Source organism: Lysinibacillus sp. OL1, assembly GCF_004332175.1.
In the GTDB taxonomy this organism is placed as follows: domain Bacteria; phylum Bacillota; class Bacilli; order Bacillales_A; family Planococcaceae; genus Lysinibacillus; species Lysinibacillus capsici.
The window spans coordinates 56,528-73,889 of sequence record NZ_SJDS01000009.1 but is presented as its reverse complement, the minus strand read 5'-3'; the positions used below and the strand labels follow the sequence as shown (position 1 = coordinate 73,889).

At 37.6% G+C, this 17,362-nt stretch carries 19 protein-coding genes and 1 other annotated feature (1 of these 20 only partly in view); all 19 genes read left to right on the top strand.

Going from position 1 to position 17,362, the window contains the following annotated elements:
• Positions 1-30: 30 nt before the first annotated feature.
• Positions 31-1,947 carry a stage V sporulation protein D gene (locus tag EW028_RS16280; protein ID WP_103117543.1) on the top strand — a complete coding sequence of 639 codons (1,917 nt, stop codon included), beginning with the start codon at positions 31-33 and terminating at the stop codon, positions 1,945-1,947.
• 125 nt (positions 1,948-2,072) lie between these two features.
• The gene (mraY, locus tag EW028_RS16275; protein WP_131521629.1) at positions 2,073-3,044 is read left to right on the top strand and encodes a phospho-N-acetylmuramoyl-pentapeptide-transferase; all 972 of its coding nucleotides are present in this window, start codon (positions 2,073-2,075) and stop codon (positions 3,042-3,044) included.
• Positions 3,044-4,393 carry a UDP-N-acetylmuramoyl-L-alanine--D-glutamate ligase gene (gene murD / locus EW028_RS16270; protein ID WP_131521628.1) on the top strand — a complete coding sequence of 450 codons (1,350 nt, stop codon included), beginning with the start codon at positions 3,044-3,046 and terminating at the stop codon, positions 4,391-4,393. Before mraY ends, murD begins: the two co-directional genes overlap by 1 nt.
• 40 nt (positions 4,394-4,433) lie before the next feature.
• Entirely contained in the window at positions 4,434-5,513 is a 1,080-nt protein-coding gene (gene ftsW / locus EW028_RS16265; RefSeq protein WP_131521627.1) for a putative lipid II flippase FtsW, read from the top strand.
• A 21-nt stretch (positions 5,514-5,534) separates the two neighbouring features.
• Positions 5,535-6,368, top strand: a complete 834-nt coding sequence (locus tag EW028_RS16260) for a cell division protein FtsQ/DivIB (protein WP_048394656.1) — start codon at positions 5,535-5,537, stop codon at positions 6,366-6,368.
• Positions 6,346-7,074 carry a DUF881 domain-containing protein gene (locus EW028_RS16255; protein ID WP_131521626.1) on the top strand — a complete coding sequence of 243 codons (729 nt, stop codon included), beginning with the start codon at positions 6,346-6,348 and terminating at the stop codon, positions 7,072-7,074. The genes EW028_RS16260 and EW028_RS16255 overlap by 23 nt, the downstream gene beginning before the upstream one ends.
• 123 nt (positions 7,075-7,197) lie before the next feature.
• On the top strand, positions 7,198-7,917 hold the full coding sequence (locus tag EW028_RS16250; protein WP_131521625.1) for a DUF881 domain-containing protein: 720 nt from the start codon (positions 7,198-7,200) through the stop codon (positions 7,915-7,917).
• A 3-nt stretch (positions 7,918-7,920) separates the two neighbouring features.
• Positions 7,921-8,292: a small basic family protein gene (locus EW028_RS16245; RefSeq protein WP_004224852.1), complete on the top strand. Its 372-nt coding sequence runs from the start codon at positions 7,921-7,923 to the stop codon at positions 8,290-8,292.
• Between the two features lie 95 nt (positions 8,293-8,387).
• Positions 8,388-9,671: a cell division protein FtsA gene (gene ftsA / locus EW028_RS16240; RefSeq protein ID WP_004224856.1), complete on the top strand. Its 1,284-nt coding sequence runs from the start codon at positions 8,388-8,390 to the stop codon at positions 9,669-9,671.
• Between the two features lie 53 nt (positions 9,672-9,724).
• Complete coding sequence (gene ftsZ, locus EW028_RS16235; protein WP_004224858.1) at positions 9,725-10,882, top strand: cell division protein FtsZ; 1,158 nt, start codon at positions 9,725-9,727, stop codon at positions 10,880-10,882.
• Between the two features lie 182 nt (positions 10,883-11,064).
• Positions 11,065-11,898 carry a sigma-E processing peptidase SpoIIGA gene (locus EW028_RS16230; RefSeq protein WP_131521624.1) on the top strand — a complete coding sequence of 278 codons (834 nt, stop codon included), beginning with the start codon at positions 11,065-11,067 and terminating at the stop codon, positions 11,896-11,898.
• A gap of 13 nt (positions 11,899-11,911) precedes the next feature.
• The gene (gene sigE, locus EW028_RS16225) at positions 11,912-12,619 is read left to right on the top strand and encodes an RNA polymerase sporulation sigma factor SigE (RefSeq protein ID WP_009373518.1); all 708 of its coding nucleotides are present in this window, start codon (positions 11,912-11,914) and stop codon (positions 12,617-12,619) included.
• A gap of 114 nt (positions 12,620-12,733) precedes the next feature.
• On the top strand, positions 12,734-13,507 hold the full coding sequence (sigG, locus tag EW028_RS16220; protein WP_004227313.1) for an RNA polymerase sporulation sigma factor SigG: 774 nt from the start codon (positions 12,734-12,736) through the stop codon (positions 13,505-13,507).
• Between the two features lie 131 nt (positions 13,508-13,638).
• Positions 13,639-13,881 carry a PRC-barrel domain-containing protein gene (locus EW028_RS16215; protein WP_225340754.1) on the top strand — a complete coding sequence of 81 codons (243 nt, stop codon included), beginning with the start codon at positions 13,639-13,641 and terminating at the stop codon, positions 13,879-13,881.
• A 119-nt stretch (positions 13,882-14,000) separates the two neighbouring features.
• Positions 14,001-14,705 carry a YggS family pyridoxal phosphate-dependent enzyme gene (locus EW028_RS16210; RefSeq protein ID WP_054549893.1) on the top strand — a complete coding sequence of 235 codons (705 nt, stop codon included), beginning with the start codon at positions 14,001-14,003 and terminating at the stop codon, positions 14,703-14,705.
• Positions 14,689-15,186, top strand: coding sequence for a cell division protein SepF (locus tag EW028_RS16205; protein ID WP_131521623.1), 498 nt, complete (start codon positions 14,689-14,691; stop codon positions 15,184-15,186). The genes EW028_RS16210 and EW028_RS16205 overlap by 17 nt, the downstream gene beginning before the upstream one ends.
• Before the next feature lie 20 nt (positions 15,187-15,206).
• A complete protein-coding gene (locus EW028_RS16200) occupies positions 15,207-15,488 on the top strand; it encodes a YggT family protein (protein ID WP_004227322.1) in 282 nt (93 codons plus the stop codon).
• A 169-nt stretch (positions 15,489-15,657) separates the two neighbouring features.
• Positions 15,658-16,446, top strand: a complete 789-nt coding sequence (locus EW028_RS16195; protein ID WP_131521622.1) for a YlmH family RNA-binding protein — start codon at positions 15,658-15,660, stop codon at positions 16,444-16,446.
• Between the two features lie 95 nt (positions 16,447-16,541).
• Complete coding sequence (locus tag EW028_RS16190; RefSeq protein WP_131521621.1) at positions 16,542-17,066, top strand: DivIVA domain-containing protein; 525 nt, start codon at positions 16,542-16,544, stop codon at positions 17,064-17,066.
• A 96-nt stretch (positions 17,067-17,162) separates the two neighbouring features.
• Positions 17,163-17,362, top strand: a binding site (T-box leader) (it continues 24 nt past the right edge of the window).

Below are 17,362 nucleotides of genomic sequence, written 5' to 3'. Positions count from 1 at the left end.
TACGTTGTAAAAAACAAGGTGTGATGTCGAATGAAGTGGATTTCTATCCATTCTAAAAAGCGTTTACGTATTTTATATGTGTTGTTTATGTGTGTAGCAGTGGCAATTGTTGTTAGGTTGTTCTTTTTGCAAGTGTTAGATCAAAAAGAATTGACTACCAAGGCAGAGGAGAACTGGGACAGGGAAATTCCATTTGCGAATGAACGAGGGCATATAACAGATCGAGATGGAGAGAGTATTGTAACTAATAAGCTAGCGCCTACTTTATATTTCATGCCTTCACAAAGCAATGATATTGAAGGAGCTGCTGAAAAAATTGCCCAGGTTCTCGAGGTGGATAAGGCGAAGCTATTAGAGAAAATGCAAAAAAAAGCGTACTTAGTGAAACTAGCACCTGAAGGCAAAAATATACCTTATGAAAAAGCAGTAGAATTACAAGGCATGCAAATTGAAGGGTTATATAGTGGTGTTGATTATTCTAGGGATTATCCTTACGGCACGCTATTATCTCGATTTTTAGGTTTTACAGGGTATGATGCCCAAGGATTAGCTGGAATAGAATATGAATATGATAAATTTCTGCAGGCTAATTCTTCTGCGATCCGTCTCTTTACAGATGCAAAAGGTAATAATTTGCCTAATGTTTCAAGTGCTTGGAAAGCAGGAGAGGATGGTGCTACGATCGAGCTAACAATTGACGTTGATGTACAGCAAGTCGTAGAGCGTGAGATGTCGCAAGCAATGAAGCGCTATGAAGCTGACCAAGCACTAGCGATTGCGATGAATCCAAACACTGGCGAAATTTTGGCATTAGCCTCTTATCCTACTTTCCATCCAGCTGAATATCAATTAGTAGAGCCAGCCATCTACAATCGAAATTTACCTGTATGGATGACGTATGAGCCAGGTTCTACTTTTAAAATTATTACCCTTAGTGCTGCGTTGGAAGAAAACCTAGTGGATTTGGAGCATGAAACCTTTTATGATCCAGGTTATACGATGGTGGCGGGTGCAAAGCTTCGCTGTTGGAAACGTGAAGGACATGGGCATGAAACCTTTTTAGAGGTGGTTGAGAACTCCTGTAACCCAGGCTTTATAGAATTAGGTCAGCGCCTAGGCAATGAACGACTACTACAATATATTAAAGACTTTGGTTTTGGAAAAAAGACAGGGTCTAATATAGCTGGTGAAGCATCGGGTATTTTATTTTCTAAGGATGCCTTTGGTCCTGTTGAGCAGGCCACCACTTCATTCGGGCAAGGGGTAGCCGTGACACCTATTCAACAAGTTCAAGCAGTAGCTGCTGCCATAAATGGAGGCAAGCTTTATACGCCATATGTTGTGAAAAAGGTATTTAATCCAAATACAGGAGAAGTCATACAAGAAACACAACCAGTTGTTAAAAATCAGGTAATTCGTGAAGAAACCTCTGCTAAGGTTCGAGGTGCTTTGGAATCAGTAGTAGCGAATGGTTCAGGTCGACAAGCCTTTCGAGATGGACTGCGCATTGGTGGTAAAACTGGGACAGCACAAAAAGTTGAAAATGGCCGTTATAAAAGTGGAGAATACATCGTATCCTTTATTGGCTTTGCACCAGCAGACAATCCGCAAATTGTTGTCTATGTAGCTGTTGACAATCCGAAAAAGACAACCCAGTTTGGTGGTGTTGTAGCAGCACCTATAGTGGGGCAAATTATTGAGGATGTTGCGCCTTTTGTAGGTATTGAAAAATCGAAGGAACAACTGGAAAAGGATTATCGTTATGGTGACCCAATTACTGTGAAGGTACCGAATTTTATTGGTCAAACAAAGGATGATATTGCCAAGCAATTTTATCCATTCCGTATTGAATGGCATGGAGAAGGGACTAAAATTGGTAATCAATTACCTGAAGTGGATAGTGTTATCAAACAAGATGGTACCATTCATTTATATTTGGAGAACTAAAATAACTTTACCTTTAAAAATTGGGAAAGAACCACTATTATTATGAAGGGTAGTAATAATAAAATGAAAGTTAATGCTTTTTTCTTAAAGAAGAAAGTGAAACAAGATTTAAAGGAGATTTTTCAATGAAACTCGCAACAACACTTACCATTTTAGCTCTTGCTTTTATAGTAACAGTTATCCTGGCACCAATTAGTATTCCACTTCTTCGTCGTCTCAAGTTTGGGCAAAGTATTCGAGAAGAGGGACCAAAATCACATATGAAAAAAGCTGGTACACCAACAATGGGGGGAATCATTTTCTTAATATCCATCCTCCTAACAACTGTTGGTGTAGGTAGCTTTTTAGATTTATTAACGACACAGACCGTAGTACTTTTATTAGTATTAGCAGGATTCGGCTTAATAGGTTTATTAGATGATGGTTTAAAGGTTGTATTTAAAAGAAATTTAGGTTTAACCTCTCTTCAAAAATTGATTGGTCAAATTGTTATTGCTATTCTTGCGTATTTCCTTCTACATGTAGGATCGTTTGATACAACGTTAGCTATTCCTTTTACGGAGTGGACAATTGATCTTGACGTATTCTATGTAGCCTTTTTAATTTTCTGGTTAGTAGGCTTCTCCAATGCAGTGAATTTGACAGATGGACTAGACGGGCTAGTGGCGGGTACTGCCTCCATTGCCTTTGCAGCATTCGGTGTTATTGCGCTATTCCAAAGTCAGGCAGATATTGCACTATTTTCGTTTGCTGTAACAGGTGCTTTATTAGGCTTTTTATTATTTAATGCAAATCCTGCAAAGGTATTTATGGGGGATACGGGGTCATTAGCATTAGGTGGAGCATTGGCTATGGTATCTGTCTTAGTAAAAGAAGAATTCTTGCTTTTACTAGTTGGTTTAGTGTTTGTGATCGAAACACTTTCCGTTATTTTGCAGGTAGGTAGCTTTAAGCTTCGAAAAAAGCGTATTTTTAAAATGAGCCCTATTCATCATCATTTTGAATTATCGGGTTGGTCAGAATGGAAAGTAGTACTTGTCTTCTGGTCAACTGCCTTAGCAGTAGCATTAATTGCAGTCTTATCGGAGGCGTTCTAATGAAAAACTATACAGATTTACAACATAAAAAAGTACTTGTGTTAGGTCTAGCAAAAAGTGGTGTGGCCGCTGCGGAAATTTTACATGAGCTTGGTGCATTTGTAACAGTAAATGATTCAAAACCATTTGATGAAAGTCCAGATGCACAAGGGCTATTACAGAAGGGGATTACTGTAATCTGTGGTCGCCATCCTGAAGATTTACTTGATGAAGGCTTTGAGTTAGTGGTAAAAAATCCAGGTATACCTTATAGCAATCGAATTGTGGCTGATGCCCTTAGTCGAGAGATTCCAGTCTGGACAGAGATTGAGCTAGCTTTTTTAATTAGTGATGCACCATTTATTGGTATAACAGGCTCAAATGGCAAAACAACGACGACAACTTTAATATTCGACATGTTAAGTAACGGAAGTAAAAATCCGTTAATTGCTGGAAATATTGGGACAGTTGCTTGTGGCGTCGCAAAAGAAGCTAATCAAGATGACATCATTGTAACAGAATTGTCTTCTTTCCAATTGATGGGGATCAAAACATTTAAGCCTAAAATTGCTATTTTGACAAATCTTTATGATGCGCATCTAGATTATCATGGAACATTTAATAACTATGCTGAAGCGAAGTTTGGCGTAACTCGTAATCAAGATGACAGTGATTATTTTATTTATAATGCCGACCAACCGATAGTGGTTGGATATGCAGCACAATCTCATGCACAGAAGATTCCATTCAGTTCGAAGGGGCGTACTGCAAATGGGATTAGTGCAGATGATACAACAATTTATTGGCAAGGTGAACCATACATGGATCGCGCGAGTATTGCCTTGCCTGGTAAGCATAATTTAGAAAACATCCTAGCAGCTGTGGCAGCCTGTATTTTAGTTGGCTGTGACAAAGAGAAGATGGAAGAGGTTTTAGCGACATTTGGTGGAGTTAGACACCGTACACAATTCGTACGTGAATGGAACGGTCGTAAGATTTACAACGACTCTAAGGCAACGAACTGTTTAGCGACAAAGAGTGCTTTAGATGCTTTCCAAGCTCCTGTCATTTTACTCGCAGGTGGCTTAGATCGTGGACATTCTTTCGAAGAACTTCGCCCTTGTATGAGTCATGTAAAGGGTGTTGTTGCGTTTGGAGAAACTGGCTTACGATTTGTAGAATTTGCAAAATCGTGTGGTGTCGAACATACCGTCATTGCTCAAAATGTAGAAGATGCTGTTCAATATGCAGCACCGATGTCTTCAGAAGGAGATGTTATTTTACTATCTCCAGCATGTGCAAGTTGGGATCAATATGACAGCTTTGAAATACGTGGAGATGTTTTTATTGATGCTGTAATGAAGCTGTAATGAGCCTGTAACTATTTTAGAATATACTTGACTTGGAAGGATGGCATTACTGAGAGGTAAAGAAAGCTACTTATTGCTCGTCACAACTTTGATGCTATCAATAATCGGCATTATTTTCGTCTATTCTGCAGGTACCTATTGGAGTGCCGTTCATTATAGTGGAAAAATGCCGTTTTATGTGAAGCAAAGCGTATACTTTGTGGTAGCCATTATCGTATTTTTAATCACGATTCGATTAAATATTTTGAGAGAGCAGTCCTTTTGGAAAATGGCCTATATATTTTCGTTAATTTTACTCGTTCTCGTACTGATTCCTGGTATAGGATTGGTGCGAAATGGTTCGCAAAGCTGGATTGGTGTAGGTCCATTAACAATACAGCCAGCAGAGCTAACGAAAATTACCGTCATTGTGTACTTGAGCCATATATTAGCCCAACATAAAACGGGCACTCCTGTTGTTAACTGGCGACATGGTTTCATCCTGTTACTTCCTGTTGTTCTTATCATGTTGCAGCCGGATTTTGGCTCAGTATTTATTCTCGTTGTATCTGTGTTTTTATTGTTTTTTGTCGCTGGCTATCCGCTCAAACTATACGCTATGATTATGCTTGCTGGCGTCGCTGGATTAGTAGGTCTCATAGCGACAGCGCCTTATCGTCTAAAGCGTATAGAAGCATTTCTTGATCCATGGGCTGATCCCTTGGTTAGTGGGTTCCAAGCGGTGCAATCTTTAATGGCTATCGGTCCAGCAGGAATTTTTGGGCATGGCTTTGGACAAAGCCGACAAAAGTTTCTGTATTTACCAGAGCCTCAAAATGATTTTATTTACGCCATTATTTTAGAAGAAGTCGGATTGATTGGTGGCCTCGTTATTTTAGCGCTTTTTGTACTAACGATTTATGCAGGCTATAGATTTGCTGTACAGGCTAAAAACCGAACGTCCTATTATGCGATAATCGGGCTAGTCACAATGCTTATGGTGCAGGCTTTTCTAAATATAGCCGTAGTAATAGGTTTAGTGCCAGTAACGGGTGTTACATTACCTTTTATTAGCTATGGTGGAACATCTTTAGTAACAATGTGGTTAATAATAGGTATTATTTATCAATTAGCGAAATAAATATAAAGGAGGAGTACTTTTGTGGAGAAAGTAATTGATATAGAAGAACGCATACCTACGCTAAAAAAGCGACGAAAAAAGCGTACAAACCGGAAATTTATAGTGCTAATATTACTTTTCTTTATTGTGTTAGCAGTACTCCTTTATTTTCAGTCTCCATACAGTAACATCAATAAAATTACAGTCAATGGTGCTAAGCTAGCGAATGACCAATATTATTTGGAGGCAAGTACTCTTGCACCAGGAAAATCAATGTGGAGTTTCAAAGTGGAAGATATTGAGCAGATTTTATTAAAGGATAAATGGGTAAAAGAAGTACAGGTTAACCGTAACTGGCTACAAGGCGTAACAATTGATATTAAAGAATGGAAAAAAGTTGCGTACTTAGCTGGAGATGGGACTTATTATCCTTTGCTAGAAAACGGCAAGCGCTTTGAACAAACGGGAAATGATACACCCATTGATGCACCTGTTTTTATCGGGATAACTGGTGAAAAGACAATTAATAAGCTTGTTGAACAGCTAGCACAATTAAAGCCAGAAGTATTAGCTTTAATTTCTCAGGTTAACACGAATAGTAATGAAGCAAATCCAAATGCAGTCAAGCTTTATATGAATGATGGCTACGAAGTACGTGCTGTTATTCAGACACTAGCGGAAAAGTTAAATTACTACCCCTCTATTGTCGCACAAATTGCTAACTTAGAAAAAGGTGTGATTGATTTAGAGGTCGGTTCATACTATCGTCCCTTTAACGAGGAATACAACAAGATTAGTATTGACATGGAAGTAAATGCAGATGGTGAAATGGTTAACCAGGAAGTGACAGAAGATGAACAACAAGAAGACGAATAGCAAAGGTAGTTTTTTTACTAGAAAACAATTCGAATTACTAATTGTTTGTGTAACAACAGGATTTATCATCGGCTATTCATACAACCAGGCGAAAGATAATCGAGAAGCAGGCACTCTTAATTCTGAGCTTTTTGAGCAAGAAGATTCTTATCGTGAGGAGCTAATCACTCAACAAGAGCGCAATAAAGAACTCACGGAAGAACTAAATAATTTACAAGAACAAATTCGAAAGTATGAAAAATCCTTTGCTTCAAACGAAAAGGACTATAAGAAGCTTGTTGAGCAAGCAGAAGATTTACGGCTTTTACTCGGTGAACTAAAGAGTGAGGGGAAGGGCATACGTATAACCCTTCAAGATGGAGACTATGATCCAAAATCCTTAAATCCAAATGACTATATTGTCCATGAAAGTCATGTATTTAAATTGTTAAATGAACTAAAAATTTCAGGCGCACAAGCTATTGCTATTAATGGACAACGTGTATTAGCGAGTTCTTATATTCGCTGTAATGGCCCAGTAATAACAATTGATGGTACACAACATCCAGCTCCGTTTGTGATCGAAGCGGTTGGTGATTCAGATACATTAATAGCTTCTTTAAACTTAAACGGGGGCGTGGTGGATCAATTATTAAATGACAATATTGTGGTGTCACTTGAAGAAAATCAGAAGCTTACCATGCCAAAAGTAAAAATAGAAAGTTAGGACAAGTTCTATACTTTAAATTTCATGTTTAATTTAGCCTCCAGTTATATAGTCGATTGTAGAAAATTATACAATGCAAAGTCGTATTCTGAGGGGCATACGATACGTCTAGGAGGGGCTATTTTGAAAAGAAATATGTACACCCGAATAACGATCGTGCTATTTATTATCGGTTTGATGATAGCGGTACAATACAATACCATACAAAAACCAGCTGAGCGAGATACACGAGATATTTGGGCAATAAGAGAGGAATTAGCACAAGAAAAACAAAGACATTCCGCACTACTGGCAGAAATTCGCTCACTTCATGAAGTAGTGGATCGCTATGAGCAATCTGAAAAAGTAAATCAGCAAGCAGCCTTAAATGAAACATTAAATCGTTTAAAGCTGCACGCAGGATTAACAGAAGTTATAGGGCCAGGTGTTGTACTTCGAGTTGAACCTGCACCTGAACTGATAGAAATGGGCTATGAAATTCAAGAGATTTCACCTGATTTGTTAACTCAATTATTGAATACCCTTTTTAAGAACAATGCTACTAATGTCTCAATTGATGGTAATCGTGTAGTACAAACAACAGCCATACGTGATATCAATGGTAAGACAACGGTAAACAGTATACCACTGTCTTCGCCTTCATTTGAGATATTTGTTGGGACAAGCGATTATAAAGCAGCGCAAAAAATGTATAATTCCTTGCTGGCCTCAACATTTATAGACTCATTTTATTTAGACAATTTTAATTTAGTAATTGAAGAACCAATTGAACAGTTACAACTTCCAGCATTTGATCAGCCGTTGACAAATGATTATTTAGCAGAGGTAAAAAAAGGAGATTAATATATGTGGCTACCATTTTTAGGTTTGATATTTGGACTTGCCCTTGGCTTGTTAACAAATATACAAATCCCCTCTATGTATGAAAATTATCTGTCAATAGCTGTTTTAGCAGCTTTAGATACATTATTTGGAGGTATTCGTGCTCAATTACAGCAAGTTTACGATGATAAAGTTTTTGTATCAGGATTCTTTTTTAATATAGTTCTAGCAGCAGGATTAGCTTTTATAGGAGTGAATTTGGGGATAGATTTGTATTTAGCAGCGATTTTCGCTTTCGGAGTACGTTTATTCCAAAATATAGCAATCATTAGGCGTATATTACTAACTCGGTTAGATGAGAAACGTCACAAGCGGAAAAAAACTTCCATAGAATGAGAGAAAAATTGACCAAAATACTCGATTTGCTTAGACATTATGCGAAGTTTACAATAGAATGAAAACAAGAGCATTTTTCAAGGAGGTGCAGCGAATTGAATCAGCAAGATTTATACATTTCCCTTGATATTGGGTCCTCCTCTGTCAAGGTATTAATAGGTGAAATGAGTGACGGGCAATTACATGTAATTGGCGTCGGAAATGTAAAGTCGAATGGAGTTCGAAAAGGTGCGATTGTTGATATTGACGCAACAGTACAATCTATTCGAAAAGCAATAGAACAGGCCGAACGAATGACTGGTTATCAAATCCATGAAGTCGTTTTAGGCGTTCCAGCTAACCAGACGATGTTACAGCTAGTTAAAGGTGTTGTCGCTGTAAATAGTGAAAATAGAGAAATTACAGATGATGATTTAGACAGAGTGGTAGAATCTGCACAAGTCATGTCAATACCTCCTGAACGTGAATTAGTTAACATCATTCCAAGACAGTTTATTGTGGACAACCTTGATGAAATTAAAGATCCTCGTGGTATGATTGGCATCCGTCTTGAAATGGATGCAACAATGATAACGACATCCAAAACGCTTTTACACAATGTTCTTCGCTGTGTTGAGCGAGCGGGTTTAAGTATACGAGAAATATATTTGCAGCCATTAGCATCAGGCTACTTTGCATTAACAGAAGATGAAAAAAACCAAGGAACTGCCTTCATTGACTTAGGTGGCGGATCTACAACAATTGCAGTTTTTGAAGAGGGATTATTAACGCATACGGGTGTCATACCAGTTGGTGGTGATCATATAACGAAAGATATTTCAATCGTTTTAAAAACACCAACAGAACAAGCAGAACAAATTAAACACCAGTTTGGACATGCCTTTTATGATGACGCATCAGATGATGAACTCTTTGAAGTGCCTGTCGTGGGTACAGATTCTACTGATCAGTACAGCCAACGCTATATATCGGAGATTATCGGTGCTAGATTAGAAGAATTACTAGAGTTAGTTATAGATGAATTAGCACGTTTAGGTGTTAGAGATTTACCAGGCGGTGTAGTTTTAACTGGTGGTGTTGCAAAGCTTGAGGGGATTGCCCAATTAGCACGTCAAATTCTACAAACGCGTGTTAGAATCTATACACCCGATTATATCGGTGTTAGAGAGCCTTCATTTGCGACGGCAGTTGGACTTATTCGTTACGCCTATTTAGAAGATGATTTTTACGGTAAAAGTACGAATACGCAGCCTGTTGAATATGCAGTTGTAGGGGCTCAACCAGCTATAAGCAAAAAGCAAGAGTATTCTGCACCTTCAGAACCAAAAGAAAGCGTAATTGGGAGAGCAAAAAAATTATTTGATAAGTTTTTTGATTAACTAGAATGCGTAATGAATGATACAGAGTCGAGTTACCGTGGGAGGAAAAAGAGATGTTAGAATTTGATACAAGTGTTGACGAACTTGCAGTAATAAAGGTCATAGGTGTTGGTGGCGGCGGTAACAACGCTGTCAATCGAATGATAGAACATGGTGTACAGGGTGTTGACTTTATCGCAGTTAACACGGATGCACAGGCATTAAATTTATCCAAAGCGGAAGTAAGGCTACAAATTGGGGCTAAATTAACGCGTGGATTAGGTGCAGGTGCAAATCCAGAAGTAGGAAAAAAAGCTGCTGAAGAGAGCAGAGAACAGTTAGAAGAGGTTTTAAGAGGCGCCGATATGGTATTCGTGACTGCTGGTATGGGCGGCGGAACGGGTACTGGAGCAGCTCCAGTGATTGCACAAATTGCACGTGAATTGGGAGCCCTAACAGTAGGTGTTGTCACTCGTCCATTTACTTTTGAAGGTCGTAAACGTCAAACACAAGCAATCGGTGGAATTGGCGGTATGAAAGAAGCAGTAGATACACTGATTGTGATACCAAACGACAAGCTACTACAAATAGTTGATAAATCAACACCGATGTTAGAAGCCTTTAGAGAAGCCGATAATGTATTACGTCAAGGTGTACAAGGTATTTCAGATTTAATTGCTACACCTGGTCTTATTAACTTAGACTTTGCAGACGTGAAAACGATTATGTCCAACAAAGGTTCAGCTTTAATGGGAATTGGTATTGCAACAGGGGAAAACCGAGCTTCTGAGGCTGCAAAGAAAGCTATTTCAAGTCCATTGCTTGAATCATCCATTGATGGCGCTAAAGGTGTTCTTATGAACATTACAGGTGGTTCAAATCTTAGCTTATTTGAAGTACAAGAAGCAGCAGATATCGTAGCTTCTGCATCAGATGAAGAGGTAAATATGATTTTCGGTTCTGTAATTAATGAAAATCTTAAAGATGAAATTATTGTTACAGTTATTGCGACAGGCTTCACCGAGGAAGCTTTACAGCAACAACGACCTACAGCAAAACCAACACTTAACATGAACAGACAATCTGCTCCACAGCAACAAGCACCTATTCGTGAACAACGACAAGAAATGCATGTTCAACATGAGCAGCCACGTCAAAATCAGCAAAATTATGCACAGGATGACATGCTTGAGGTTCCGGCATTTTTACGTAACCGCAAAAATCGTGGTTAATTAACTTCTAAAAAGCTCGTATTTTACATATGTAAAATACGAGCTTTTTATATTGACTGCCATGATGTTCGAATGTGTAAGGAAACCATGTTTTTTGTCAAAACATTTTTAGGAAATGATGCGATTGTTTGACAATATTTGTGGGAGTAACGTGCTAACTTTGTAAGTAGGAGGCGGCTGTTATGTATGGAGAATGGCTGGTGCTCATTAATACGCTTTTTAATCTAGCGATACTCACGTTTACGGCAAGAGTAACAGGAGTCCTTGTAAAAAATTCAAGATTATTAATGAGTTCTATTTGTAGTAGTTTTGTAGCTGTCATTGGCGGTCAAATGCTGTGGACGACAATTCTGAGTTTTATATTGTTAATTGGTATAGCGTTTCACTTTAAGATTCGAAGCTTTCAGAAGCAAGGACCGATTGTATTAACAGCAACGATCGTCATTGGCGGATTGTTAACAGCGCTACAACCTTTTTTAAAAAATCTTTCTGCCACCCATTTCATTATGATTTGCTTTTTGCTTGCAGTTTTAAATCTTATTGCATTTTATAAGCAATGGGGTTTTGTAAAGCTAGAACGCTTAAGTGGTCAATTTGTATTTGATACAACTTTAACAATCTTTGGGGCAAAAATACCACTTTCTGCCTTTGTAGATACAGGAAATCAAGCCATTGAGCCATTATCAGGAAAGCCGGTTCATTTTGTTTCCTATACTGCTTTGAGACCACATTTACCTTCAGCGTTCCGGGAATCATTAATGAAATGGCAAGAAACAGATCCGTACAATGTATCTATGTTTTCAGAAGATTATCAGCGTTATATACGATTTATTCATGTCAATACAGTACAGCAGCAAACCGTTGTCCTTGGTTTTCGCTTTGATGAGTGGCATATAAAGGGGGAGCCTTCGCAAGTGAAAATGAATGAATATATCGTATTAACCAAAAAAGCTAAAAATTTTCCACATAGCACAGCAGCAATTTTACATTTTTCAGCGCTTTCAAATAACTCATAGAGGGGGAGAACTATTGCTTCTTAGGCTACTTGCTAGCTTGAAAAAATTATGGAGTAAGTTTCGGAGTCGTGAAACGTACTATATAGGGGGAAATGATTCATTGCCAGTGCCATTAAGTCGAGAAGAAGAAGTTACAGTCATTGCATCCTTTATGAATGGTGATTTACGAGCTAGAGACACACTAATTGAACGTAATTTACGTCTTGTTGTTTATATTGCTAGACGTTTTGATAATACGGGAACGCCAATCGAAGACTTAATCAGTATTGGCTCCATTGGTTTAATAAAGGCAATTGAGACGTTCAATACGGATAAAAATATTAAGCTTGCAACATACGCATCACGCTGTATTGAAAATGAAATTTTAATGCATTTACGAAAAACAAGTCGTATGAAGGGTGAAGTATCCTTAGATGAACCATTAAATTCTGATGCAGATGGAAATGAATTATTACTGTCAGATATTTTAGGAACAGAAGAGCATATTATTTTAGATAATGTAGAGAAAAAAATTGAACGTCAGCATATGTTCCACGCTATTAATTTACTAGGTGCGCGTGAACGTTATATTATGGAATGTCGCTTTGGTCTCAATGGAAAAGTTGAAATGACACAAAAAGAAGTTGCAGATCATTTAGGCATATCGCAATCATATATTTCCCGTTTAGAAAAGAAAATTATTCAAGATTTACGTGAAAATTTAAATCAACCAATTTCTTAGAAAGGGAAATTTATCCTACCTAAAATTGGTCGCAGCTTTTGTGCATATTCTTGTTTCTCTCGGACAAACTGATGTCACGGTTTAGTCAGAGAATAACATCCGGAGGAATCGAATATGCGAACAAAAGTAGATCTTTGCGGCTTAGATACATCGACTTTGCCAATTCTAAAGCACGAGGAAATGAAGGAACTCTTCATCCGATTGCAAGCTGGAGAAACAGAGATTAGAGAAGAGCTTGTGATGTGCAATTTAAGGTTAGTGCTTAGTATTGTCGGTAGATTTGCCTATAGAGGTGAACAGGCAGATGATTTATTTCAAGTTGGCTGTATTGGCCTCATGAAAGCCATTGATCATTTTGATTTAAAGCATAATGTAAGATTTTCGACATATGCTGTACCAATGATTATTGGTGAAATTCGTCGCCATCTGCGTGATCATCATGCATTACGTGTATCTCGCTCTCTAAGAGATATAGCTTATAAGGCAATGCAGGCAAAAGAGCAATGGATAACCGATAATTTGCGAGAACCAACGATTGAAGAAATTGCCGAGATGATTGACATGAAAAAGGAAGACGTTTTATTTGCTTTAGATGCCATTCAAGATCCAGTTTCATTACAGGAACCCATTTATTCAGATGGCGGAGATGCCGTTTATATGATGGACCAATTACGTGATGATGATGTATCAGAGGATCAATGGGTTGCCTATGTGTCGGTAAAGGAAAGCTTGCAAAAGCTAGATGAACGTCAGCAAATGATCGTTGCCAAACGATTTTATTATGGAGAGACCCAAACTGAGATTGCCAAAGAACTTGGGATTTCTCAAGCACAAATATCACGTCTTGAAAAAAATGCAATTGAAACAATGCAAAAAGATTACAAATAAAAAAATGCGCATCGTATAATTCGGTGCGCATTTTATCTTCATTCAATGAACAAATGATACATAAATATAAAGTAACAGCAAAGTTTAATGGTAGTAGAAATGTTTATACGAAAGTAAACAATAGAGGAGGTATGTCATTGCGTTTTTCGATGTTACAACAAAAAGAAGTCATTGAAGCAGGAAATGGACGATTTATAGGCTTTGTAATAGATGCTGAAGTATCAAAAGAAACAGGCTATGTGACAGCATTTTTGATTGCAGAGCCTCGCAAATATCTTGGTTTTTTTAAAGGTGAAGAGTCTGTGAGAAAAGTGTATATGAAGGATGTGCTTGTTGTTGGTAAGGATGTCATTTTAGTCAAAGCCCTTTCCTAAGACATACGCACATTAAAATTGTGAGAATTGTATGCTGACATAGGTCAGGCTATTCATTGATAAATCAAGCATTGCTTGTTACAATAAAAGAAACTATTGTTGTAAAGTTGGGAAAAACAGTGACAAAAATCTTAACAAATTTAAACAAACTAAATGATTTAATAACAGCAGCAGAAAAAAAAGGGAATCGTGAGGGCGAAAAAGTCCAAATAATTGCCGTGACGAAGGAAGTTTCTGTTGAAAGAACACAAGAAGCAATTGAAGCAGGGCTCACTCATTTAGGAGAAAACAGACCAGAGGGCTTACATCGTAAAATTACTGAGATACATGCTGATGTTCATTGGCATTACATTGGGTCGCTTCAAACACGTAAAGTAAAACAAGTGATTAACAGCATTGATTATTTACACTCCTTAGATCGTTTGAGTTTGGCAGAAGAAATTGAAAAAAGAGCCGAACAACCTGTTAAATGTTTTGTACAAGTAAATATTTCTGGTGAAGAATCAAAACATGGTTTAACTATCGAAGAAGTTTTGCCTTTTGTAGAAGCATTAAAAGGTTTTACGAAGATTCAAGTTGTAGGTTTAATGACTATGGCACCAAACACCGAAAACGAAGCAATTATTCGCTCTGTTTTCAAGCAATTAAAACAATGTCAACAGCAAATAGCCGAGCAAGGATTCGCACACGCACCTTGTACCGAGTTATCAATGGGCATGTCTAATGACTTTGAAATTGCGGTAGAGGAAGGGGCTACTTTTGTTCGAGTCGGAACGGCTCTTGTTGGAAATGAAAGAGGGGAACAGGATGAGCATGAAAAATAAGATTAAAAACTTCTTTTACCTTGAAGAAGAATTAGAAGAAGAAATCACGCAAGCTCCTATTCAGCAACAACAACCCATACAACAACAGCAACCGATTCATCCAATTAAGCCAAAAAAAACGATGAAAGAACGCAAAGCACCTATTCATGAAATCATGCCACAAAGCACAGCAACTCCTAATAACATTGTCAGTTTGCAGGCAGCTATGAGTTCTAAGGGAGCAAAAGTTGTTTTAATAGAACCGAGAGTTTATGCAGAAGCACAAGATATCGCAGAGCATTTAAAAAATAAACGTGCAACAATTGTCAATTTGCAACGTATCGAAAGAGAGCAAGGCAAACGCATTATTGATTTTTTAAGTGGCACAGTCTATGCTCTTGCTGGAGATATTCAACGCATTGGTAAAGATATCTTCCTTTGTACGCCAGATAATGTAGAAGTGTCTGGTGAAATTACAAACTTTATTTTAGACGATAATTAATAGCGAGGATTGTAGTTTATATGACTTTTTTTATTATACTTGGTTATGTATCATTAGCATTTAAGATTTACTCATTCATGCTAATTGCATATATCTTAATGTCTTGGGTGCCTGCCGCTCAAAATTCAGCAATTGGTCGCATGCTTGAAAAAGTTTGTGAGCCATATTTGGGGATTTTCAGGAAATTCATTCCGCCTCTTGGTATGATTGATATTTCGCCAATTGTAGCCATCTTTATGCTGAATTTTATAGAAAGAGGGCTTTATATAGTCATTCAGAAAATATATTTTATGTTCGCTTAGAAATAAATCCTCACTTTTTGGTGGGGATTTTTTATTTATTTTAATTATCCTCGCTACAAAGCGACTAATAAAAAATTTTAAAACAATGACGTCCAAACGTTATGAATTGGGAATACTAAGTTTCCAACTAACAAAGCAAACAGGAACTAGTGAAAGAGGAGACAACAAGATGGAACACTTAATCCAGCATTTTCGAAAAGATGAACAGCCCTTTATTGAACAGGTAATAAGCTGGCAGCGTGAGGTTGAAGATCGTTATGCGCCTAAGCTGACAGATTTTCTTGATCCAAGACAGCGTTTTATTGTGACATCGATTATCGGGCAAGATGATACGCTAAAAACTGCATGCACAGGTTTATTTGAAGAGGCGGAGAGGCAGCGTATGCTTATTTTTCCTACTTACTATGAAGTGATAGAGGAGGACTTTCAGTTAGTGGCATTTACGATTCAATATCCAGTGAAATTTGTCCAATTACGACATCCTGATGTTTTAGGTGCGTTGCTTTCATTAGGTTTAAACCGTGGCAAGTTTGGTGATATTCGGGTAAATGATCAGCAGGTGCAATTCGTTGTAGCCCAAGAGGTAGCAGAATATGTTCGGTTACATTTAACAGGTATTGGTAAAGTTAAGGTGCATATTGAGTCTTTAAAAGAAGCGGATTCCCTTATTGTAAATGAGGAAGAATGGTTGGAGGAATCTCATACAGTATCTTCCATGCGCTTAGATGTAATTATTGCGACTGTATTAAATGTATCACGCCAAAAAGCTCAAGCTTTAATAACTGGAAAAAAAGTTCGTGTAAATTGGACAGAAAGAGATACAGTTGCTTTTGAATTACAGGAGGGAGATATTTTATCGATACGTGGAAGTGGACGGGTGAAAATTATTATGACTGAAGGCCGAACTAAAAAAGATAAAATCCGTCTTCAAGTCGGTCGATTGGCCCAAAAAAGCTGAAAGTGAAGTAAATTTCATTAATTTTTACTGCTAAGTTGTCGGAACAATTGTATAATAGAAATTACGAATGTACATGTAAAGGAGAGAAGGATTGTATGCCATTATCACCTATTGATATACATAATAAGGAGTTTACAAAAGCCTTCAGAGGTTATGCTGAAGATGAAGTAAATGAATTTTTAGATCAGATTATTAAAGACTATGAAATTCTGCTTCGTGAAAAAAAAGAGGTTGATAAGCAATTAGAGATGGCTTTAGAACAAGCGAGACATTTCAACTCCTTAGAAGAAACTTTGCAGAAGTCTATTGTCGTTGCACAAGAAGCGGCTGATGAAGTGAGAAGAAATTCTCAAAAAGAGGCAAAACTCATTGTAAAAGAAGCTGAAAAAAATGCTGATCGAATTGTCAATGAAGCTTTGACGAAGGCTCGTAAGGTGACGATTGAAATTGATGAGCTTAAAAAGCAATCTAAGGTATTTCGTAATCGTTTCAAGATGCTTGTAGAAGCACAGCTGGATTTACTTAATGCAGATGACTGGGATCATTTGCTGCAATATGATATCGATTTAACAGAAATTCAAGCATCTGTTGAAGAAGCACAGGATTCTGAGGATATTTAACTTTTCTTTTTAATTGCTGTAATTGACAAATGAAACTTGACGCGATTGTTTGAATTTCATATACTTTGTAATAGTAATTATTTTGAACAGATATGCATAAAAGCAGAGACGAAGACAGTATTTGTTAGGCGTTGTTAAGCGATTTGGGGACAGTGAGAGCCCAAACATACAACTAGCATTGAACATCACTTCTGAGCTAAATAACTGAAAAAAGTAGGTTATTTCGTGATGCACGACGTTAAACGTGCTTTTAAGAGGTAGTGCAATTTTTTGTACTACAATTAGGGTGGTACCGC